This window comes from Dysgonomonas sp. 520 (assembly GCF_010501095.1).
Taxonomy (GTDB): Bacteria; Bacteroidota; Bacteroidia; order Bacteroidales; family Dysgonomonadaceae; genus QVMP01.
This window is the reverse complement of sequence record NZ_QVMP01000029.1, coordinates 12,696-34,308: the sequence shown is the minus strand read 5'-3', so window position 1 is coordinate 34,308 and position 21,613 is coordinate 12,696. Positions and strand designations below refer to the sequence as shown.

General features: G+C 39.7%; 30 protein-coding genes. 6 read left to right on the top strand and 24 right to left on the bottom strand.

Annotation, left to right across the window (positions count from 1 at the left end; all coding sequences use genetic code 11):
• Positions 1-59: 59 nt before the first annotated feature.
• From D0T56_RS14910 to D0T56_RS14850, 13 genes are all read right to left on the bottom strand, one after another.
• Positions 60-554, bottom strand: a complete 495-nt coding sequence (locus D0T56_RS14910) for a hypothetical protein (RefSeq protein WP_163320965.1) — start codon at positions 552-554, stop codon at positions 60-62.
• Positions 554-952: an N-acetylmuramoyl-L-alanine amidase gene (locus D0T56_RS14905; RefSeq protein WP_163320964.1), complete on the bottom strand. Its 399-nt coding sequence runs from the start codon at positions 950-952 to the stop codon at positions 554-556. The genes D0T56_RS14910 and D0T56_RS14905 overlap by 1 nt, the downstream gene beginning before the upstream one ends.
• A complete protein-coding gene (locus tag D0T56_RS14900) occupies positions 936-1,166 on the bottom strand; it encodes a hypothetical protein (protein WP_163320963.1) in 231 nt (76 codons plus the stop codon). Before D0T56_RS14900 ends, D0T56_RS14905 begins: the two co-directional genes overlap by 17 nt.
• A 7-nt stretch (positions 1,167-1,173) precedes the next feature.
• Entirely contained in the window at positions 1,174-1,488 is a 315-nt protein-coding gene (locus D0T56_RS14895) for a hypothetical protein (RefSeq protein WP_163320962.1), read from the bottom strand.
• Positions 1,485-2,021 (bottom strand): hypothetical protein, encoded by a 537-nt coding sequence (locus D0T56_RS14890; protein WP_163320961.1) that lies wholly within the window; start codon positions 2,019-2,021, stop codon positions 1,485-1,487. The genes D0T56_RS14895 and D0T56_RS14890 overlap by 4 nt, the downstream gene beginning before the upstream one ends.
• A complete protein-coding gene (locus D0T56_RS14885; protein ID WP_163320960.1) occupies positions 2,018-2,989 on the bottom strand; it encodes a hypothetical protein in 972 nt (323 codons plus the stop codon). Before D0T56_RS14885 ends, D0T56_RS14890 begins: the two co-directional genes overlap by 4 nt.
• An 11-nt stretch (positions 2,990-3,000) precedes the next feature.
• Positions 3,001-3,663 (bottom strand): DUF6046 domain-containing protein, encoded by a 663-nt coding sequence (locus tag D0T56_RS16915; RefSeq protein ID WP_163320959.1) that lies wholly within the window; start codon positions 3,661-3,663, stop codon positions 3,001-3,003.
• Between the two features lie 190 nt (positions 3,664-3,853).
• On the bottom strand, positions 3,854-4,195 hold the full coding sequence (locus D0T56_RS14875; RefSeq protein WP_163320958.1) for a hypothetical protein: 342 nt from the start codon (positions 4,193-4,195) through the stop codon (positions 3,854-3,856).
• Positions 4,196-4,234: 39 nt separating this feature from the next.
• Positions 4,235-4,657: a hypothetical protein gene (locus D0T56_RS14870; RefSeq protein ID WP_163320957.1), complete on the bottom strand. Its 423-nt coding sequence runs from the start codon at positions 4,655-4,657 to the stop codon at positions 4,235-4,237.
• 4 nt (positions 4,658-4,661) lie between these two features.
• Positions 4,662-5,900: a DUF2586 family protein gene (locus D0T56_RS14865; RefSeq protein WP_163320956.1), complete on the bottom strand. Its 1,239-nt coding sequence runs from the start codon at positions 5,898-5,900 to the stop codon at positions 4,662-4,664.
• Between the two features lie 2 nt (positions 5,901-5,902).
• Complete coding sequence (locus D0T56_RS14860) at positions 5,903-6,097, bottom strand: hypothetical protein (protein ID WP_163320955.1); 195 nt, start codon at positions 6,095-6,097, stop codon at positions 5,903-5,905.
• 57 nt (positions 6,098-6,154) lie between these two features.
• Positions 6,155-7,072, bottom strand: coding sequence for a hypothetical protein (locus D0T56_RS14855; RefSeq protein ID WP_163320954.1), 918 nt, complete (start codon positions 7,070-7,072; stop codon positions 6,155-6,157).
• Between the two features lie 23 nt (positions 7,073-7,095).
• Positions 7,096-8,205 (bottom strand): head maturation protease, ClpP-related, encoded by a 1,110-nt coding sequence (locus D0T56_RS14850; RefSeq protein WP_163320953.1) that lies wholly within the window; start codon positions 8,203-8,205, stop codon positions 7,096-7,098.
• Between the two features lie 250 nt (positions 8,206-8,455).
• On the opposite strand from D0T56_RS14850, the gene D0T56_RS14845 reads away from it, so the two are divergent.
• The 6 genes from D0T56_RS14845 to D0T56_RS14820 all read left to right on the top strand — a co-directional run bounded on the left by D0T56_RS14845 (position 8,456) and on the right by D0T56_RS14820 (position 14,221).
• The gene (locus tag D0T56_RS14845) at positions 8,456-8,905 is read left to right on the top strand and encodes a helix-turn-helix domain-containing protein (protein WP_163320952.1); all 450 of its coding nucleotides are present in this window, start codon (positions 8,456-8,458) and stop codon (positions 8,903-8,905) included.
• A 3-nt stretch (positions 8,906-8,908) separates the two neighbouring features.
• Complete coding sequence (gene terL / locus D0T56_RS14840) at positions 8,909-10,495, top strand: phage terminase large subunit (protein WP_163320951.1); 1,587 nt, start codon at positions 8,909-8,911, stop codon at positions 10,493-10,495.
• 3 nt (positions 10,496-10,498) lie between these two features.
• The gene (locus D0T56_RS14835; protein ID WP_163320950.1) at positions 10,499-10,918 is read left to right on the top strand and encodes a phage protein Gp36 family protein; all 420 of its coding nucleotides are present in this window, start codon (positions 10,499-10,501) and stop codon (positions 10,916-10,918) included.
• Between the two features lie 5 nt (positions 10,919-10,923).
• The gene (locus tag D0T56_RS14830) at positions 10,924-12,207 is read left to right on the top strand and encodes a DUF935 family protein (protein WP_163320949.1); all 1,284 of its coding nucleotides are present in this window, start codon (positions 10,924-10,926) and stop codon (positions 12,205-12,207) included.
• Between the two features lie 41 nt (positions 12,208-12,248).
• Positions 12,249-13,508, top strand: coding sequence for a phage minor head protein (locus tag D0T56_RS14825; RefSeq protein WP_163320948.1), 1,260 nt, complete (start codon positions 12,249-12,251; stop codon positions 13,506-13,508).
• Positions 13,509-13,669: 161 nt separating this feature from the next.
• Positions 13,670-14,221: a hypothetical protein gene (locus D0T56_RS14820; RefSeq protein ID WP_163320947.1), complete on the top strand. Its 552-nt coding sequence runs from the start codon at positions 13,670-13,672 to the stop codon at positions 14,219-14,221.
• 32 nt (positions 14,222-14,253) lie between these two features.
• Here the strand turns inward: D0T56_RS14820 and D0T56_RS14815 are convergent, their stop codons facing one another.
• From D0T56_RS14815 to D0T56_RS14765, 11 genes are all read right to left on the bottom strand, one after another.
• Positions 14,254-14,679 (bottom strand): hypothetical protein, encoded by a 426-nt coding sequence (locus D0T56_RS14815; protein ID WP_163320946.1) that lies wholly within the window; start codon positions 14,677-14,679, stop codon positions 14,254-14,256.
• A 61-nt stretch (positions 14,680-14,740) separates the two neighbouring features.
• Positions 14,741-15,058: an ASCH domain-containing protein gene (locus D0T56_RS14810; RefSeq protein ID WP_163320945.1), complete on the bottom strand. Its 318-nt coding sequence runs from the start codon at positions 15,056-15,058 to the stop codon at positions 14,741-14,743.
• A 218-nt stretch (positions 15,059-15,276) separates the two neighbouring features.
• A complete protein-coding gene (locus tag D0T56_RS14805) occupies positions 15,277-15,816 on the bottom strand; it encodes a helix-turn-helix domain-containing protein (protein WP_163320944.1) in 540 nt (179 codons plus the stop codon).
• A gap of 142 nt (positions 15,817-15,958) precedes the next feature.
• Positions 15,959-16,477 carry a hypothetical protein gene (locus D0T56_RS14800; protein ID WP_163320943.1) on the bottom strand — a complete coding sequence of 173 codons (519 nt, stop codon included), beginning with the start codon at positions 16,475-16,477 and terminating at the stop codon, positions 15,959-15,961.
• 13 nt (positions 16,478-16,490) lie between these two features.
• Positions 16,491-17,267 carry a phosphoadenosine phosphosulfate reductase family protein gene (locus tag D0T56_RS14795; protein ID WP_163320942.1) on the bottom strand — a complete coding sequence of 259 codons (777 nt, stop codon included), beginning with the start codon at positions 17,265-17,267 and terminating at the stop codon, positions 16,491-16,493.
• 3 nt (positions 17,268-17,270) lie between these two features.
• Positions 17,271-17,471 carry a hypothetical protein gene (locus D0T56_RS14790; protein ID WP_163320941.1) on the bottom strand — a complete coding sequence of 67 codons (201 nt, stop codon included), beginning with the start codon at positions 17,469-17,471 and terminating at the stop codon, positions 17,271-17,273.
• Positions 17,472-17,475: 4 nt separating this feature from the next.
• Positions 17,476-17,745, bottom strand: a complete 270-nt coding sequence (locus D0T56_RS14785; protein ID WP_163320940.1) for a hypothetical protein — start codon at positions 17,743-17,745, stop codon at positions 17,476-17,478.
• Between the two features lie 12 nt (positions 17,746-17,757).
• Positions 17,758-18,207 (bottom strand): hypothetical protein, encoded by a 450-nt coding sequence (locus tag D0T56_RS14780; RefSeq protein ID WP_163320939.1) that lies wholly within the window; start codon positions 18,205-18,207, stop codon positions 17,758-17,760.
• A 151-nt stretch (positions 18,208-18,358) separates the two neighbouring features.
• Entirely contained in the window at positions 18,359-18,517 is a 159-nt protein-coding gene (locus D0T56_RS14775; RefSeq protein ID WP_163320938.1) for a hypothetical protein, read from the bottom strand.
• 22 nt (positions 18,518-18,539) lie between these two features.
• Positions 18,540-19,484, bottom strand: coding sequence for an AAA family ATPase (locus D0T56_RS14770; protein ID WP_163320937.1), 945 nt, complete (start codon positions 19,482-19,484; stop codon positions 18,540-18,542).
• Positions 19,485-19,511: 27 nt separating this feature from the next.
• Positions 19,512-21,560, bottom strand: coding sequence for a DDE-type integrase/transposase/recombinase (locus D0T56_RS14765; protein WP_163320936.1), 2,049 nt, complete (start codon positions 21,558-21,560; stop codon positions 19,512-19,514).
• Positions 21,561-21,613: the final 53 nt, after the last annotated feature.

Below are 21,613 nucleotides of genomic sequence, written 5' to 3'. Positions count from 1 at the left end.
AAACACCGCCTCTATCGAACCGCCAGTTTGTATGGCTAGGTCGATGAGGGATTGACCGTTTATATTTTTAGTTTCCATTTGATGAAATATTTAAGTGCCAAAACTCCTATCTGAACTAACATCAATATGCCTAACCAACCTTTAATTATTTGCCAATCGGTTTGTTTATTTACTTCCACTTCTTTGACCACTTCTACGGGAACCTCTTTATATACGACGCTATCTTTTGCGGGAACATAAACCGTATCAGGCGGCTTGTTTAAATCGTATTTAAATGCCCCATTATTGAACGAAAACGAACCATGCCAACCGCTTGTTTTTTGATCGTGTAACTCTTTCAAATATACATTATTCAGGCTGTCACACTCAAACAGCGCATAAATTGAGGAACTGTCTGGCGGCAAAGCATAAGGAACAAGACGCTCAACAACCTTTTCTTTCGTTTCTATCGCTATTTGTGTTTGCTGTGGTGACTTACAACCCATCAGTATGGCAAACACACCAAACAACCAAATGCAGACACAGAAAATTAATATTTGCCGACTTCCTTTCATTACCATTCTTTTTTTACGTTAAAACAAGGGCAATCTTTTGCCGCAAATTCGTTATGCCCGTGAACGGTTGCGTTTGGGAACTGGCCTAACAATCCATTAATCAAAACCATCATTGCTGTTTTTTGCTCAGGTGTTCGAGTGTCTTTCGATTTTCCGTTTGCATCTAAACCGCCGATGTAGCAAATTCCAATTGAGTTTGAATTTTGACCGATTGTGTGCGCCCCCACCTTTGAAATATCACGCCCTGCGTGTACCGTACCATCCAAATAGATTACATAGTGATAACCTATCTCGGTAAAATTGCGCTCTTTGTGCCATCGGTCAATATCTGCAACTGTAAAGTGTTTACCCTCTTTTGTAGCACTGCAATGCAGTATTATTTTATTTATCTTCCTCATTGTCTTCATTTTTTTTGTTAAACACCTTTGCTTTATATGAATAATCTATGCCGAAAATAGCACCCACGAATGTCAATATCTCACCAAATGCAATTAACACCGAATTATGAATTTCTCCGACTGGTGGCACACGAAACCCTGCTATCAGCAAACCGCAACCGACAAGAACCAGTGCAACCGAAATGATTAATTGAAATTTTAGTTTATTTATCATTATATTTTTATATATCTATTTCTAACTTACCATTATTGTTTACGGTTACATTGGCTTTGCCATATCCTATCGCTTCCAATTGCACAGTTATCTCTCGACGCAAATCGTTAGCCCGACCAACACTTTTTAAATATCTTTCAACACCAACACCTAAGATCGGTTGTTCTCTAAAATCACCTTTATTGGACAAGACAACTAATTGAATGTTTTGATAGTCATTGTTTCCGACGGTCAAGCCTGAAACAATATAACCTTGTGCATCACGGACAATATTTATTGACAGATCGCCCGTTTCTTCATCCAATAGAATACCGTTGTTCATTGTTTTATTTTAGTATTTTCGTAATCCGACTTGCTGAAAAACGAAGCCTGCGAAATAGTTGCGGATGCCGCTCCCGTTTGAGCCGAAGCAGTTCCGGTTGTGGAAACGGGATGTGTATGCGAGTTGAATATTTTTACAAAGTCATTAATTTTATTTGTTAACTCGCTTATTTTCACCATTCCGCCCAATTTGCCACCGTTAAAAACAGTATCTTCGCCATTCATCACCATTGTTGTGTTTTCTATCTTTACATTGATTTCCTGAATTTCGGAGTATGCAATTACAAGATTATCAGTATCTCCAATTGTCAGGCACAACACATAGGAGTCAGGTTTCGGGAAAACAACAGAATAACTATTCATAGAATCAACAACCGCATTTAAACGGCAATTAAATAATATTGGTTGTCCGTCACGTTCAACGTCGCACACCCTTTTTTCTTTGTCTATGTTGGTTGCTTTGCCAACCGAAACCATCGCCGCTTTTGGCATCAGTTTTTTGAATAGTTGTAAAAATGCGTCTTCTGGTGTCATTTCACTTTATAACTTAAATCACAAACTCTCTCATAATAGGCGTTCCCGTAGCGTATTGTCACAGATTCGGCAAGATAACTTCCGTTTTGTTCCGGCTCTTTGGGCGAAATAAGTTCTAGTGTGTCACCCGCCATCACACGTGGATAACCAAAACCCGTTATGTTTCCCGTAAAGCCGTCAAAAACAAGGCTATCGAGTGTTTTTAAAGCCAATTTTCGCAATTCTGCTTCTGTCTTGTTTCTGAAATTGAGAGTCCGAACACTTGCTTCTTTCTCTTTATTTCCGACTTCAACAGTAACTTTTTTACCCGTAGATTGGTTGGAAATCGCACGAATTCTGACTTTATTGTCTTCTTTGCGTTGGTATGTCAGGCTGTGTTTTTTAACATTCTTAGTAAAATCGTAGGTATGTATTCTACCAACACCCCGAACGTCGTAAGCGAATTGGCAATAAAGTGTACCATCTTTCAAAAAAGCAGAAAAGCCGTATTGATCTTTCAACGCCTGCAACGTTACAAATGTGCTTGCATTGTCGATCTGAAAAGTGCCTAAGTCAACATCTGGACATTCAATTTTATAACCCGATGCTATCTCAGACAACAACTGCTTCAATGTTACGCTTTTCCACGACTTATTAAAACTGTTTTTCCGTAACTTATAAAACGCATCATCAATATATATCTTAAGAGGGTAACCACTGCCAACCTCACGGACAAACCCGTTAAACTCAGTATGATATTCACCGTTGTAGCCTAATTCCAATTGGACGGAAAACCCCGCCTTGATATATTGCAAAACCTCTTTGTCTTTCAATTTACCATACCGACGGGGAATTGTCACCGTTGCCGTATCACCCAAAACTTTGACAGATAGTTTTATTTCCGCATCGGAAATATGATTAAAGACAATACTCTGTTTTGTTTCTGTATTGGTAATTACAAGCCTACTGTTTAAGTTAAGATATGACATTTAAATAGCATTTAAACGGTTATTGTCCGGTCTATGATTGTGAACTCGGCGGGTTTGATGCTTTTTGCCTGCAATGAAAATTTCACCGTGTCGGGATAGGCTTCTACGGGTTCAATAGATTGTTCTTTGAAATAGATCGACGTAATACCTAAATCTTGAAACAAAGGCGAAACAATCTCAATCACATCGTTTATTTCGAAAAATCGGGTAATATCAACTATCTTAGATTTTGGGTAGTGGTGATTGTCCATGTCTACCATAATGCCCCGTATATCAATATCCCAACTGTTTATACCAAAATTTTCTACAATTTCGGAAGTCTCTGTATCGTACATTGCTGTATCAATAACCGTTATCCCCAAATTTTTGGAACGTTTAAACGAAACCATCGGAGGCGGGGCAATAATACCCTCAGTGTCATTAAGCAACGAGCCGAAACTAAACTTTAGAGACAGGTCTTCGTATCTCATTTCCATATCTGCAAAATTGTATTCTGCAACCGTGTAAAATGAAACATCTTTAAAATCCTTTTCGTTGCTTTGCCTTTGATAACGGGTATTGTTGTAAGCGATACCCGCCGCAAAGACACTACGGTTTGCCAATCCCTGAACATTAGCACCGACAAAACCGTAAATGCTTTGCATCCTTTGAAATATATCAACTACGTACTTCACAACAACCCGTTTTTAAATTCAGAACCCAAGATGCCCCTTTTAGATAGCCAGTCTAATTGCTTTACTTTTTCCGCCCATTCTTCATCCGTCAGGTTTTCGGGACTTTGAATATGAAAAAAGTAACTGATCAGGGCGTTCCATTTCCTTATATAATCTTTATCGCTACTGTCGAGTAAGGGCGGATAGTCTTCTACAAGTCTTCGACAGTAGCTTTTGCCAAAGGGCTTAACTCATTAATTGCAGCCCAAGCAGAAAAGAACAATTGATTGTCTGCTTTTACTTCCTCTTTGTGAGACAGGACGCAGGCATTAACCAATATTTCTTTCGATTTGTCCGGATTGGAAAAACTCCATTTTTCTGACTCGCTCAATTCTTTCCTTTGCGGAACTTTCACAACGACAGACTTGCAATACACGCCGTCTTTGTCTACTAAGTTTGCTTTTTTTACGTTGTTGCTTCCGAAATCTTCTTTCCATTTCGTAACCATTTCTTCAGTTACGCCATCAGGCAGGGATGTCGTTTTCTTTGTCATTTTTTTATTTTTTTTTCTGCTTAAATTGTTATAAATCTGTTATTTTACGTTATTTGGCTTAACTTCCAACACAAACATGTCGAATTGTTGAGCTAATCCCATTTCTGTGTTTACGGTACGCCCCCAAGAAGCAAACTTCCAAACAACTGTATCGTTGACGATTTCGTTGTAATCATCCACAAAAGACACATTGAAGTCAAAAGGCTTTATGTCTATTATATTTCCCGTTGGTGCTGCTTTTTCTAAAGAGACAATTTGGTTCATCATAACCGTCAGCGAGCCATTAGGCGTTTGTTTTCCCATACTCCACGATGTAGGGTTATATGAGCCAATTGTATGATTGTGCTGATGTTCACGGGTAAAACCATAACTCACCTCTGTCACTTCGTCCCAGATTTGACCAAGTGCCGTACAAATAGCATCAGCACCGTCGAAAGCCTTTCCGTTCTTAATTACTCTCATAGTGTTATAAAGAAGATTTGATGTTAACCGTTCCGTTTATTTGCCCGATAGTTCCCATCGGAACCCAATTGTAAAAGACGCCTAACGCCTTATTTCCATAGAGTAAGTTGCTTTCTCTGTCAACTTCCGTTTCACCGCCCGATATTTCCTGTTTGTTTTGCATTAATCCGAAAACATCATTTCCTATGCCTTCAAAATACTTGACCATACCAATACCGAGTTTGCCCGTTTTGGCATCGACAGGAACTGTCGACTTTATTTTAGGCAAATAGGCTTTGTAGATTTCACGGAAAACTTTTGCATTGGTGCGTGAAAGCGCAATTGTATGTTCATTCATATTTCCGTCTGCATCCACAACGACAGGTGTACACACATGATCGTCATTAAACACAACCTGTCCACTGTAATACTCGCCAACTATGTAACCTTTTGCGTTCAGAGTTGACAATTCAGCCTCTTTATCTCGCACTTGTTCGTGCGAACTCAATCCCGCATTCAGCCACAAACTGCGTGTAGCATCTGTTAATGACATGGTTTCTACCTCTCCAATATTGTAGCTGACAGGTTGCGCAGCCATACAGCCCAGAAGCGTACCGACAGCCGCATATTTCTGTTCTTTTCCCGTCAATGTTTCGGCAAAATCGTAATCTTGTGCGATAACCAAAGAAACCTGAGGTAATGGGACAGATGCACCACTTTCTTTAATATCCCGCAGATTGAGGGATGAAGCCGCCGCACCTTTATAATCAGCCCCCGAAACAACACAATGCAATTTTCGGTTTGTCTGGTGACACCAGTCGGCAAACGCCTGAGCGGCTTTCATCGCAGCAAAAGTTTCATCGTTCAGACCATCAACATAATTGGTTGATTTTGGTATGTAGTCAAACCCCACCTGAAAAATATTGCCGTCGGAGGTTACTATCATTTGCTTAATAGCGTTATCCTGAATCATGTTAACGAATGAAGTATGACTCTGAGTATTCAATACCCATAAGGAAGCACCTTTGCCGCCAATCAACGACATGCGGAAATATTCAGAAATATGGTGATGTAGCAATGTACCTTGCTTCACACCGTAGGATTCGGCTTCTACAATATTGCGAAACTGAACGGGTTTGCCTATTTCCAGTTTTCCCGAAGTTCCCGCAATTGCGCCATAGCTACCCACTAGGGCGGACGTTTTTTCATATCCGCCCAAAATGGAAGCTCCGACCTTTCCTTTCTGTAAATTAACCCTTGACATGATTATTTGAATGTGTAGGTTTTAACATTTTCTTTTTTGCCGTTTTCCGAGTTTACGGCATTGCAATAGACTGTGAAAAATTCGTCTTTAGTATTGGAATAGACTTCTTGCACATTTCTGCTATCTGCGATCTCTTTTGCACGGGCTCTCTTTTTTTGAGCATCCGTCAATTCTTTTTTTTCTTCTTGTCCAGTCATATTTTTTTAGAGTTATGAGTAATTCTTAATTTTTCATTTTTAGTTTTTCATTCACAATTACGCTTTCGAACTGATTATCGCTCCGATGTATTTTGCACGTTTCGGAATAGCAATAAAATAGTGGCGATAATTGATCTTGTTTGTTTGGTTTTCCGGGTCTGTTTTTGCGTCGCTGTAATACTGTTTCGTTTTTCCTGTTTTCTTACCTATGTTTGGCGCATAGAAAGCAACAGACGCCTGATAGTCGTCAGCCGCAGGCACAGCCCCGAAACTAACCTTTTGTTTGGTTGTTGGGTTGAAGTAAGGATTTGCGATGTATTCGTAAACCTGAAATCCATAAAGATTTGAAATCTTGCCGCTTACATAGTTGTAGTATTGGTCTGCAAATTTCTGATCAGAGTTTAACAAGTCCTGAACATGGTCGGCACACAACACCAAACGTCTGCCATTGGCAGGGCATTGCATTTGGTCGAACTTTTTCTTTAGTTTAATAATCTCCCTACGTGTGATCATCTTACGACCATCCCCGTCGTCATTTCCTCCCGTCTCAATCACAGGCGTATTTACAGAATCCGCCGTCGGTGCAATGGCATGGATAGCCTTGATATATTTTTCGGAGGTAATAGAACTTACATGTCCTTTTGTGACACTATCTATTTTATCGTAAGCCGCTCCCATCACATCGTCGTCTGCCAATGTTGTAACTTTTGTTTGGTACTTATCCAAAGCCACAATTGCCGTGTCGTCGGTATAATCCTGTAATGCAATAGGGTAAGTAGAATTGTTGATCAATACTTCTACTTCAAACTCTGAGGTTGGAATATTGATAATATTCTTCTCTGTGTCTGTGCCTTCCCCTAGCACAACCACAGGCGAGGTAATTTCGGGAATACCATCCAACCAAGGGGCTTCGTCGGTCGTTTTCAGGTTGGTTTCAACCCGTCCGACCCATACTTCTGGAAAATTTCTTGCCATGTAAATAATTAAATTTTAATTGATTAAACATTAATGTCGTGTCCGAACTCAGCTTTATACAAACGTGCATAGTCCTGAGGTCTGTCACGTTTCCAAGCAGCTAAAGCGACGTCGCCCAATGCTTGAAGTTCAGTGAACGTTTTAGGCTCAGTTGTTTGCGGCGATTGTATGCCATTGTTCAATAAAGCAGATATTGACGGAACTGATTTAATAGCATCCAAAGCCGTTTGCAATGCTTCTATGCCTGCGTTAATTCCGATTGCTTCGAAACTAACTACCTGAGCATCGGTTATTTTACCCGCAGTTTTGGCGGCTGCAACAACCGCTTTCACCTGATTTTCTTTTTCTGTTTTCAAGGTATTTTCTACCGTTTGGCGTGCTGTTGTTTCTGCGTTCATTTTTGCAGAAATAGCCGAATAGATTTCATCTTCGGAACTTTCGACGGTTACGCTAGTGAGTCCGAATTGTGCAATGATCTTTTGTTTGTCCATCTTGTTTTTAGGTTTTTGCGATTCTGATTTATTATTGTCGGATGTATTCAACGCCGCATAACGTTGATACATCATTTTCACTGTATTGTCTTTTACATCTTCTTTCGACAAGATGTTTGTTTGTGTAGTGTCCACGGCGTCGAATATTCCGTCAATCAGATTTTCGGCGAGGGCTTCACTGGCAGAAAACCAATTGTCGCCATCCATCCACAAGGCAACTTCGGCTTCCGGCTTTCCTGTGCGAGTGGAATATGCTTTCTTAAAATTTACCTCCATTGCCTTTAGTAGCTTCACCACTTTAGCCATATCTTTTGCCGTTCCGTATGCCCCGCCACGGGGCGAATGAATCATTATATAGGCATTATCAGCCATGTATATCTTATCACAGGCAAGCATCACAAGTGTTGCCATTGATGCCGAAACCCCGTCGATATAAGCAATAACAGGCTTTTTACAGGCTTTGATTGCGTTTATTATGGCTATACCCTCCAATACTTCACCACCTAAGCAATGAATATGTAAGTGTATTTCGCTCACATTCCTATCATTTTCAAAACCGTTTAAACGATTTGTAAATAGTTCGGAGTTATTCAGATTCCACGACCATATTTCGCCGTATAACTTTATGATTGCTTCGTGCATATTTATACTGTTTTGATGCAAAAATATACGACTTACACATACAGTGAAAATCCAAATAAATCGCTTGAACGCTTTATATTAAGGGTTGAACTAAATGTTATTCGAGTGCATATATATTCATATTTTCGTATAAAAATGCAAGGAGTACATATAATGAAAAGTGAAAAATTAAAAATGAAGAATGTTCTAAGTACTTCGAACTCATTACTCGTAACTGCCCAAAGGGCGAAGTAACTCGTAACTATTATATATGGCAAAAAGAACAAAAACAGAACTTGAAAAACTGAGGGATATAGCCGAAGACTATTTTATCAGGTTAGGAAAGACGGGGCGTGAAATAGCCGAATTGTTGGAAATTTCCGAACAAACGGTTTCTACATGGCGCAAAGGGCGGGACGGGGAAAAGTCGTGGGATGACCGCAAACGTGATTTGCAGTTAACACCCGTGAAGCTAAAGGAATTGCTAATGGAAGAAGCACGAAAGGTGGTGTCGGGTGAAGAATCGAAAGTAAATGCAGATCAGTTATCCAAATTCATGGCGGCAATAGACAGATTAGACAAAACCGTAAACCCCCGAACCGTGATGTCTGTATTGCAAATGCGTGATAATTATATGTCGGAAATAAACCCGCAAAGGGCAATAGAAGACACCGAATACAACAAAATGTTCTTACAACATATAATCTCATTAGAATCTTAACACATGGCAGCAAACAACAAATACGAAAAACTAATTCAGGATTACGACAAGCATTGCCGGCGCATTGCTCAGGCAACCATCATAAACATAAACGAAAGCCATCAGGACAAGCAAAAACGGATAAAGGAACTTGAAAAAGATTATGCAAAATGGTTTGAGTATTACTTTCCCAATTTTGCAAAATCAAAGTGTGCACCTTTTCACAAGAAGATGGCAAACTACATTATCAAAAATAAACGTTGCCGTGTGTTGGCAGAATGGTATCGTTCAGCGGCTAAATCGGTTCACATTAACATGGGAATACCTCTGTTTCTCATGTTTGCTAAACATGATTTAAAATTCATGCTTATTATTGGCGCAAACGAAAAGAAAGCAAAGAAACTGCTTTCGTCCATACAAAGCCAATTGCAACACAACAAACGTCTGATAAACGATTACGGGGCAAAATTCCAATATGGAGATTGGGCAGACGGTGACTTTGCCACAATTGACGGAGTTCGCTTCATGGCGTTAGGGTTCGGGCAAGACCCAAGGGGTTCACGAGAAGACGCTGAACGCCCCGACTATATTACCACCGACGATGTGGACACAAAAAAACACATCAACAACGACCGTATTATGCGGGAATCGGTAGACTACATAACAGAGGACGTTTGGGGTTGTTTCGATGCTGTGGACGATGGTACGGAAAGGTATATACACGCCAACAACAATACTCATAAAAACAGTATTACCAACCGACTGAAACTTTATTTTCAGCAAGCTATTCAACAGGCAAAAAATGAGGGAGAAGAAAATATATTCTACATCAGCACGGTTACGGCTGTCAAAGACTTGTCCTCTTTTGAACCGACATGGAAAGACAAGACATCGGCGGCATACTGGAAAAACAAATTCAAACAGATGCCGTACCGTTCTTTCATGCGTGAATATATGCACGCTCACATTCAGGACGGGGCGATATTCAAATATGAGGATATGGTATTCGGCGAAATGCTGCCATTGAATAAATACGACGGACTTGTGTTCTATGGCGACCTATCGTATAAAGATGCGGGCGACTACAAGGCTTTAATATTGGTTGGAAGAACGGGGCGTGAATTCCATATCATACATACATATCTGAGAAAGAATAGCCGTGCAAAATGCGCCGAATGGCTTTACAACCTCTACGAAGACAAAAGGCTTGAAAATATCAATATCAGATACATGATTGAGGGTTTATTTGCCATGGATGACTTTGTAAACGACTTTGACATCGAGGGCGATAAACGGGGTTATTATATTCCTGTGGTTGCGGATAAACGAAGCAAAGCAGACAAATTTGACAGAATTGAAAGCATGGCGGGTCATTTTGAGCGGCATCACGTCATTTTCAATATTGACGAAAAGAACGGACTAGACCAAACAACATTAGTAGACCAGTTTCTCGCATTCGAAAAAGGAAGCGGGGCACATGACGACGGAGCGGACGCCGTACACGGCGCAATCAGTAAACTTAACCGAGCCGTTGCCATCGACAAAGGAAACGAAAATGTAAGAACCATCTCACGAAAACAAATTAGTTCACGATCAAAAAACAGATATTAAATTATGGCATTTTTAACAGATGATGACTACGGTGTACAGACACAAGCGGATGTGTTAAACCTATTAGATAAGACCGAAGATAAACGGGAACTTCGGAAAGCCGAAAGAATGGCGATCAGCCAAATAAAAAAACGGTTGGCAGGGCGTTACGACCTGACAAACATATTCAACAAAACAGGCGACGACCGAGACGAATACATTGTCATGATTACAATTGATATTGCTATATATCATTTGTATGCCAAAAAAGCACCCCGACAAATCCCCGAATACAGGCAGTTGAGATACAACGACGCAATGACGTGGCTGGAAGATGTCGGCAACGGAACTTCACCCACCGATTTGCCTCCTATCCCTAGCGATGATTATTCGGGGCAAGTGCGCATATTCTCATTATACAAACCTAACAACAACAAATATTAAAAAATATGCCGTTTAAAAGTAGTTTAAATAATATTTTGATAGACAAGTGGGGCAATCCTTTGGCTTTGGCTGAAAAGATGCCTAAAAACGCATTAAAACTCTCGGAAGATAAAACGATCGTTGCAAAGATTGTAAGCGAATTTCAAGATCGTAACCGTGCCGAAATTCAGAAATGGCAAAATGCTCTAACTTTAGCGAAAAACCCCGACGACCCCCGTTCGTATGCTTTACAAGATTTATTTGATAATTTGGAATCGGACGGGCATTATATTTCTGAAACGGAACTACGCAAAGCAGCAACCCTTTGCGCCGACTTTTCGATAATAGACAGGCAAACGGGCGACATTGATGTAGACCGCACAGAGTTGTTCCGTGAAGAATGGTTTTATAACTTCCGTGAGGATATGTTAGATTTTCCGTTTAAAGGCTACACGCTGTTTGAACTCATCAACCCGCAGAAACTTGAATTTGATGTTATTCCACGCCGAAACGTTCAGGCTAGGTTTAACCGTGTATTTTTTGAAGCGTCAGGCAATCAGTCTCTCAATTATTCAGACCCCGCATTCAATTTTACATTGGTGAAAGTTGGCAAAGCCCGTAAACTCGGTATCATGGCAGACCTTTGCGGTCAACTGATCTGGAAAAGAAATGCGCAACAAGCGTGGGCGGAATTTACCGAAAAATACGGTCATCCGCTCATCACAGCCACAACAAACAAAACAGCTCAACCCGATTTAGACAACATAGAATCTATGCTTGTCGCATTGGGCGAGGCGGCGAGGGCTGTTCTTCCTGAGGGTACGACAATAGACATTAAACCGTTCACGGGCGGCGATTCATTTAACGTGTTCGACAGACAGATCGAGCGCATAAACACGGAAATATCAAAGCCTATTGTCGGGGGCACTATGCTAACCGACGATGGCTCATCACGTAGCCAGTCGGAAGTGCACGAACGAAATTTAGATGAAAAAATTGCGGCTCGTGACAAATTGATTGTCGAATATGTTACCAACGGGCAAATAATACCAATTATGCAGCGTTGGGGGCACGACATCAATCCCGAAATTCACAAATTCAGGTACGACGCATCGTTCGAGTTATCATTGAAAGAATACTGGGACGTTGTGAACGGAGCATTGGAACATTTCGATATTCCGGACGATTGGGTGAGCAAGACGTTTAATTTCCCTATCGACGGGCGCAAAGAACCAAGGGGCGGAATGATGTTTCAGCCAACGGCAAAAGGAAACGGAAAAATTCACGCATTTACAGGAAATTTCCGGTAGGGGCAAGCGACAAAGCCGCCACGCCTGCCCCCGATGATAAAGTGCGGAAATTATACGAACCATGCCAATGTTGCGGCGGACACAAAACCGTTTCAGATCATACATTCACAAACAACTTTGACGACCTGATAAGGAAATTAGCCGATGATGTATATAATTCTCAAAACAACAAACACTATTCGCCTGAATTGGTGAAAGAAACTGCCGATGAACTGATAGACGCCATAAAAAAGGGTTACGGCGATATTGGCGCAGACTGGGAAACGCCCGATCATTTGATGTTAGAAAAGTTGGTTGAAAATGTGTTCAGTTTTTCGGCGGCGAAAAACTATCAACAACTGCAAGATATTACATTGACTTTGGTTGATGAAGACGGGAACCTGAGAGAGTTCAACGATTTCAGAGCCGCAGTTGAAGAATTGGGTTACAAATATAACGTTGATTGGTTGCAAACGGAATATCAAACGGCTGTTGCATCTGCAACGGCGGCGGCTCGTTGGGTGGAATACGAAAACGAGGCGGATATATTTCCGATGTTGCAATACCAAACGGTTGGTGACAGCAGGGTACGGGCATCGCATCAATTGTTAGACGGAATCACTAGGCATGTAAACGACGATTTTTGGGAAACTTATTACCCGCCAAACGGTTGGAATTGTCGATGTGAAGCTATACAATTGCCTGAGAGTGACGCACAGGCAACACCCACACCGTTACAATTGCCACCTATGCAAAAAATGTTCAAGACCAACCTATCTAAGACAGGTCTGCTATTCCCGAAGAATCACCCGTATTACGACGGAGTTCCGAAAGATGTATTAAGACGTGCGATGCAATATTTACCCGAAGATTACGCATACAGGTCACGTCGGGAATACGACGAACATGCTATGTTGCAACACGAGCCGGAAGCCGAAGAAAACAGAGCCATAGCACAGCTATTGGGCGAAAGTGGCGAAAAGGATATTAAACTGTTACCCCGATTGCACGAAAAAGAAACGGAATTGCGAAAACGGCTATATGGTGAAGACTATGCAGAAAATCACCCGACTAAATGTCCTGATGCGTTCATTGACGGCAAACCCGCCGAATTTAAAGAGACAGGAAAAAACAATATGTCGAAGCGGGTGCAACAAGCAGCGACACAAGCCGACACGGTTGTCATAAAAACAAAAGAAGTGCTAACCGAGGGATATATAGACATGTTCATTAATGGTCAATGGCAACTTAACGACAGAAAGAATATTGAGCGTATTATCATTATAAACGATGGGAAAGTGCTAAAATTTAAACGCCCTTAAAAATACCAAAGCGAAACAACAACCGAAGTTAAATGTTTCGCTTTGGGTCGTCCGGGACGCATCCCCGACACAACAAATATACACATAAAAAATGAAGAATGAAAAATTATTAACGAAAAATACTTGTAACTCGTTTACTTGTAACTTGTAACTATTATATTATGAAAATATTATATCAGGCTCTTTTAAAGGCTTTTGAAACTGAAAACGACCTTTACGATAACGACCCCGAAAACTCATTATTCAGGCTGATCAATGCAGAACCGCCCGTCTATATTGACCTTTACGATAGTCAACCCGATATGCCCGATCAATTTGAGGGTTTTAGATGCCCCGCCTTATTTTTCGACTACTCAATTGATTGGCAAAAAAAGAGTGCTGTCCGTATCGGTGAGCTGTCGTTAGTTGTTCATGTGGTTACTGATGCACTGGAAGACACAACCAATATTTCAGGATTGCCCGACGCTTGCAAAAAGATTGATTATTACGAAACGGTTATTAATGTAATTGAGGGAATAGCCACAGAAGAAACGTCGCAATTGATTCTTTCGGACGAACGCCCTGTTTCGACGGATTATTTCAATTACCATCAAATAACATTCACATGCACCATCAGCCGAAAAATAACAGGAATACGGAAATACATCAACGGCATCATTGAAAAGATACCTATTTCGGGAACTATAAAGGAAAAGATTAAATATGTATTATAACAACAAAGCCTCTTATTCAGAGGCTTTGTTGTTTATTGAGGCAATATTATTTTCACTTTATATTTATCTCTACTTACATTCTGGTCGGCATTACTCCAACTGCCATAAGGAGCAAAAACACCCTGAGCAATAACCGTATTTTCACCCTTTATAAACAGCCGCACCATTATAGCATTCACATCGGGGTATGTGTTATAAACCGATTGCAATGCAAATCGTATTTCTTTTTCCAGATAATCATTACCCGTACGGTTTGGCATAGTTACATTTACAACACGGCGACGGGCAAAAGGTGTAGACACATCTTCTATCTCACCCATATCGCCACGAACAACCGCCGAACTGGGTGGTGCATCAATCTCTTTCAATATTTGTTCTCGTTCATCTTTAGATGTATAAACAGCATAGACAAGCAATACAATTGCTGCTAAACATCCGTATAGTAGAAATTTCTTCATATCATAATAAAAAAAATAGGCGACACGTTATTGTGCCACCCGTAAAATTAACTAAAATATTTTAATAATTTATCTTTTGCCCTAAAACTAATATATGATAATTCTTGTCAATCTTTGCACCCCATTTCTGTTTACCTTTTGAATATATCAAATCTTGTATTTCCATATACATTTGTCGCCTATTTTTAGAGTAACCATTTGAAAAACAAACTATAATATCTTTGGGCTTATATAGTTTTCCTTTTATTTTTATACTCCCCTCAATAAATACTCTATTCCAATAAGATTTATCTTCCCTGTATTCCTCCAATTTTAGACCAAGTTCTATCATGTCATACCATTTAGAACAAAGATTTAGATGTAAGATAGGTTTATTCATATCTTTTATATTTCTTCAAAATTCATACTGCAAACCAAATCCAAATTCACTACACAATCGTTCAACACCTCTAAAATCTATACTGTCGGGATTCTCAAAATTGAAAAATATTGTTCTGTTTCTCATGTCAATTCGAATACCCTTTTTTCTCAGTCTGTAAATAACACACTGCATAGTGTTGTTTTTGCGCTCTCGCTTCTTGGGTAGTTTTTCATTTTTCATTCTTCTTTGGCTTTAAATTTCTCCTTTATTTCTCCCACAGAAACCCACTCAATCGTGATTCTGCCCTGAACCTCACCCGTTCCGTTACAATTGGAACATGCTTCATATCGTTCACCGCCTTTGTCGTGTTGGTCGTAATGCTTTCCACCTGCACCGTAGCACTGTGGACAACGGTATATTTTTGATGTATAGCATTCTATATTTGCTTTTTGATTGCTATAATTCAGACGAGGTTCTATTTCTAAAATTTCTTTTCCTATTTGACTCATTTTCAATTCAATTAGATGTTTGGTGTTATTATAAATCTCATTTACAATGCTGTCTTTAACCGAAAGCAATTCTTTCGTGTGGTGTATGGCTATTATTACAGTTGCATGGTTTCTGTTATTCAATCGGGCAATAGTTAAATATGGAAAACCCACCTCATGTAACAACGTCCAATAAACGTGACGTGCCGCAACAACATCTTTCTGACGGCTATTGCTCAATAAAACATGTGCCGAAATACCCGTTATTTTTGCGAATTCAGTTATCATTTTATTACTCTAATTGTTTGTTGAATTGTGCTTTATCTATTCCGTCCATCATTGCCGATATTTTAAACATCTTTGCTCGGTCGACTGATGGTTTTTCGTATTTCTCATCATCTTGATCTTCTTTTTCACGTGATTGATTCGCTTATAATTTATTTTTGTGTGTATAAGCAGATTTAAACAAATCTAATTGTGATTCAAAATCTTTTACATAAAAATCAAACTTTGCTTCTATCTCAATAAATTGAGAGTTATCAATTTCGAGCGTTATGTGTGTCCTATACCTAGAGCTTCTCCAGTATGTGTAATCCCAATCAATAATAACACTCCAGACAACACGCCAAAATAACCATTCATGCTTTGCAGGAACTTTAAATTCAAACTTCTTTAAATCCTGTTTAAACACATCGGCTATGGTTAAACCATGTTTTTTTAATAAATCTTTAAGCATTCTTTCTGCGGTTTCCTTTTCACCACCAACGCCCTGATCTGCCAATGCTTTCAACTTAAAAAGTAAATTGTTCAGTTTGTTATTCTCTTTCATTATCTTTATATTTTTGTTCATAGTATTTTTCTTTTGCCCGTTCCTCTTTGTAGTTATAGAGTTATCCGCTTCGGTTTCATGTTCAAAAAGCAGATACCACAGGAAGTCCCAATAATCCATAATATTTTAGTTTTTAAAATTCTATTTTATATTGTCTGTCTCTCAGTGAGATATATTCTTTTACGCTCATGTCAGAAACCCACCAATTAAAAGCGTCCTGACCATCTTTAAAATTCTGCGCAAATTTGCAATTCGGATATCGGTCTATAATCTTCTGACAAGTATTAATATATACTTTCATTATCTTAGGGTATTGTAATAATTCTTTCAACATATTTCTATTAAGAGGACAGCCAATGCAACCGATTCTGCGTTGTTTTTTATATACAGAACAAGCCTCTATACCAAACATTCTTAGAAACAACCATACTTCACGGTCTGTAAATTCCAATATTGGTGACAATAGGTTTTTATCACAACCATTTTTACAATCTGATGTAAATTCTATTCTTTTCGAACGGTTTGTACTTTCTGATTTTCTTATTCCGATTATTACAACCCTGTTCAAACCTTGTTTTTCTTTGATATATTCACAACAAAAACGACTTCTGCGAGTAGGTAAGTTTTTCTTTTTCAAAATCAATTGAAACATTGTGTATTTTGGACGAATCCACTCAACATCAGGATAATTGTTTCGAATGAATGATAACAATTCTTTTGGGTCAACAGATGTCTTATAGAAATAGGCTTTAAATTTTACACCTGCCATCTTTGCAAGATGATAAATAACTTGGCTATCTTTACCCCCCGAAAAAGCCAGATGAAAACCCTCATCACTATATTTTAATGCGAGTTTTTCTGCTTTACGGATAACAGTAATAGCATGATTTATTTTTTCTTGTAAAGTCATATTTTAGTTTATCTTACCTTTCATCAACCGTTTAATAATCCTGTCTGCGTCTTTGCCAGAAGCGATCTCAACAACTGTGCTTTTGTCCAATTGCACACGTATCATATTTTTCTCGTTTGCGTTAAATTGATCTATCAATTTTTGCGCTTGTCGTCGCATTTCCGCAAAGTCTTCATCCGTCATAAGTTCGTAATATTCGTACATAACCCTATATTTTAAAATTTTCGTTTTCGTCAAATAAATTCAATTGTGCGGCTCGTGCGGCTTCCCGCTTTGCCTTTGCATTTTCTTCTTGTTCCAATTCCTTGTAATATGGAATTTTCAGGTATGCGAAAAACGTTGTACGGCTAATCTTATATTGCGGGTACACATGATCTGTGTAGATACGTTCGGCTGTAACGCCCATTGCATCATATTTGAAATACAATTCGTTAACCTCCTTAACCCGTAACAAAAAATTATACCTGTTGTATGCCATCGTTTTTTACAATCAATTCATTAATGCAATTCTCGCACGTTTCTCTATTTGGGCTTTGTGCCAATCTAATAATTTATGCACCTGAGAATTAAAGATTTTCAATTCATCAAGCGTCATTTTTGAAAGCCGTTTCCCTGCACCTGCATAACGTTCAACAAAATTGTTTACGTCCGACCAATCACCATTTTTAACCGTAACGCCTTGATCTTGCATAGCACGAAGAATGAGACTACGAAAACGACGTTTAACAACTTCGTTTTCCTGTGGCTTTTCCTCATTTTGTTTCAATTCGTCAACCTGATGTTGCATATCGCTAACCATCTTTGAGAAACCTATTGCATCCATGCGAAGAAATTCACGCAACGATGTTGTTTTACTGTCGCTATACACAAAAACAAGTTCTTCCTTGTCTGCATGTGGCATTTGTTTCAAAAGGGCGTAAAACCGTGCGAAATCACTCATAATCGTATTCTTTAATTCTTGCAACTCGTAACTTGCCTACTTGTAACTATTTAATTTTTTTTCCTCTTATCTCCCCTCTATTGGAGGGGTCGGGGGAGGTGTATTGTTCCCGCAGGCGGAATCGAACCGCCTGTCAAAAACCGTTCGGGATTTACTTCTTTTCTTTCTGTATCTCTTTTTCTTTCCAATTGGCAACATCACAATCGTGAACCTTGCTTTTGTTCTCTTTGCTCTCTATCGTTGCGGCTCTTTCTTCTGATAAGAGATAGTTCCCGAATGAAACCAAGTCTTGTTGTGTGATAAATCTCATTGTTTAAATACTGTTTAAATAATTAATTACTAAGGTTTTTTAAATCTGCCTTTATGTTTATTTGCTCACGTATAATTCTCAGATTACGCATACATACTACTTTCTTCAAAATATCATCCTTGTATTCCGCCAACGATTCGGGCATATTCAACTCTAATATTTTCTCGGCATCCGATTCCAGTAATTTAGCCGCCTGCTTCGGTTTTTCCGGATTGTGAAAGTTGAGCGTTAATAGATCGTCGCCGATTCTACTCCAATATTCCGCATAACTTTGTTTTTGTTTGCGCTTACCATCAATCATGCGTTTTTTTAGATTGTCAGCACCTATATGAAGTACACCAAGTGCCACATGATCACCTCTGTTTGCTTTATTATACAACGACTTCAATAAAGTGATGATACTGTCGTGAACGTCGCCAAACTCGTCAAGAACAAGCAACGGCTTATCTAGCAACAACAATTCGTCGGTCACATCTTGCCACAATTGGTTAAAAGTTCCCGTTCTTTCCAAACCAAACTGACGAGCCAAAGCCGTGATGAAATCGCCTTTTGTGGTATATTCCGAACAATCAATATAGAAAGCAGTATCTTTATGCTTATTGCAAAAATCCATTGCAGCCGTTGTCTTTCCAAAACTGGCATGATCGCAAACCACTTTCCAAAGTCCGTGTTTTTTACAGGTGTTCAAATAAGTTGTCATAGTGATGTAGCCATGTGTAGGCGCAATATTCCACGAGCCGTCAGACAAAAGGTTGAAATGTGTCGCTAACTTTAGCCATGTCGAATCTTTCAACATATTACGTTTCTCAGGCTTCTTGATTGAGGATAAAGCCGCCTTGTCAAATGGAACGGACAAAAGAGCCTTGATATATCTTGCATATTCTGCCTGCGATTCAATACCCCTGTCTTTCATGTCTTGGAACAGGGTATCAACAACCATTTGTTTAATTTCTGCTGTAATTGTCATAATTATTTGATTTATAAGTTTTCTGTTTTACCAATTCAATAGCGCATTTTTAGCCGAATCAACATCGCTGACGTCCGTCATTCCGTTACGCATATCCTCTATTTTGTTTTGAATATTGTTATAGTCCGATTTAGGCATATCGTGCCATCCGAAACCGTCCGTACCCGTAGCTTTCAAACCCTCACTGTGCAATACTACCCGTTGACGCTCCATTTCTCGCATGGCATAATCATAGCCGTACATTTCTTTCTGAGCAATGAATTGTTTGATTTTAGATGCGTCATTCGGTTTATTTTTCATATCCGCAACACAAGCCGCATATTTCTCTTTTTCGTGCGCTGTGGCGACCAATTTGCCATTCTTATACAAGGTGATAAAGTCAGGATTCAACGGGTTAATTCTCACATGAAACCATTCACGCAAATACAGGCGGTTAAATTCAAAGTCGCCTATTCCGTTATCATCAGGCACAATATATTTGCGGGTTTTACCACTCATTGTAATAGTGATTCCCTGTTGTTTATATTGGTAAGGCTGAGGCATTTCACCCATAAACAGGCTGATTTTCTCAAAGTAGTTCAATTGTTTACGGTCTGCATGTTCATGCTGATATTTTTCGGCTTTTGTTTCGCCTACCCATTCGCCGTAACTGTTACGCTTTTCACCTCTGTTGTTCCAAACGTTCACGGCATCTGCAAACATTTCTATTATTTCCTGCTCCGACTTCAATCGGTCGTCGGCTTTCAGAGCCTTTAGCAATTCGGGATTAGCCTTTGAATTCAGGCTTTGTGTTGTAATGTTCCCGCCTTTGAAAGCCTCATTATAGCGCAAAACACGTTGTTGGAAGTGACCGATATAGGTTTCTATATATTTCGAATTTCCGTGATAGGGCGTACACGGAAAATGCACACGGCTCATGTTCGACATAATACTGTGCATTACTTTGTTCACATTCGCCGAACCGTTGTCGTATTGAAGTTGATAGGGTTTGTAGCCGTATGTGTCTATTGCCATTTTCAACGCCTCGGCAACCATACCTGTACTTTCCGAGAAAGCAACCGAATAACCGATTATGGCAGAACTATACACATCAACAACAAAATAAACATACAAATCCGATTTCACTTTGCCGTTACTGTCTCTGTAATACAATTGCATTGTCGTGCCGTCTAGCGACCATAAGGCATCCGCACGACTCACGGCGTCACGCTCTATTTGCGGCTGCATCAACAAGTCAACGTCTAATTTGCCATGACGGGCATACATCCAAATACGTTGGTTCTTAGGCTTATTTAAATGCTGTTTAATCGCCGAAACTGTCATGCGAGGCAAACCCTCGTTTTTTGCATCACTATTGTAGAACAAGCCGATGTCTTCAAATGAAAATTTAACAGGATTACCCGCCAAATCCATTAGTTTTGCATGAACACTTGTGTCTATCTTTTCACGATTGGCATTACCGAAACCGCCATTTATCAAACAATTCAAACCCTCTTTTGCAAACTCACGGGCTTTGCGGTCAAGTATGCGTTGAGTGGTTATCACTCTCGGAAACTTTACAAATCCGTTATTTTGTTCGTTTAAACAGCGTTTAAATATCTCTGTCTGAATATCTTTCACCGACACAAAACCATAACTGCGGGCGGTCTTCGTGTCCATCCGTCGCCACAGTCGCAACCATCCCGCAGCACGGGCAAGTTGTTGCACTTCCTGAGGTGTGAATAACATGCTGTCTGCAAAAGTTTTCACATCCGACGGCATCACCTCGACCATACTGTTAAGGTTCCCGCACAGTTCAGTCAATTCATTGTTTAACTTCTCAGCCTCTTTGTTTTTCAACCACAATGCAGGCTCAACACCACCGCACAGAATAGTTTTTATAAGCAGTTTATAATTATCTTTCAACTCGTCATAATGAATATACACCTTGCGCCCCTCTTTATGGTGAGCCCAACAGTAGACCAAACCTTTGCGTTGCGAAAGCAAACCATCTATTACAGTACGTTTACTTACTCCACAATCGTCAACAAGCTCATCAACTGTTACACAAAGTATGTTATTATGAATCGTTGGCATTTAATTATTTCTAGTCGTTGTCGTTACGGTCTTGCAACTCGTAACTTGTCTAC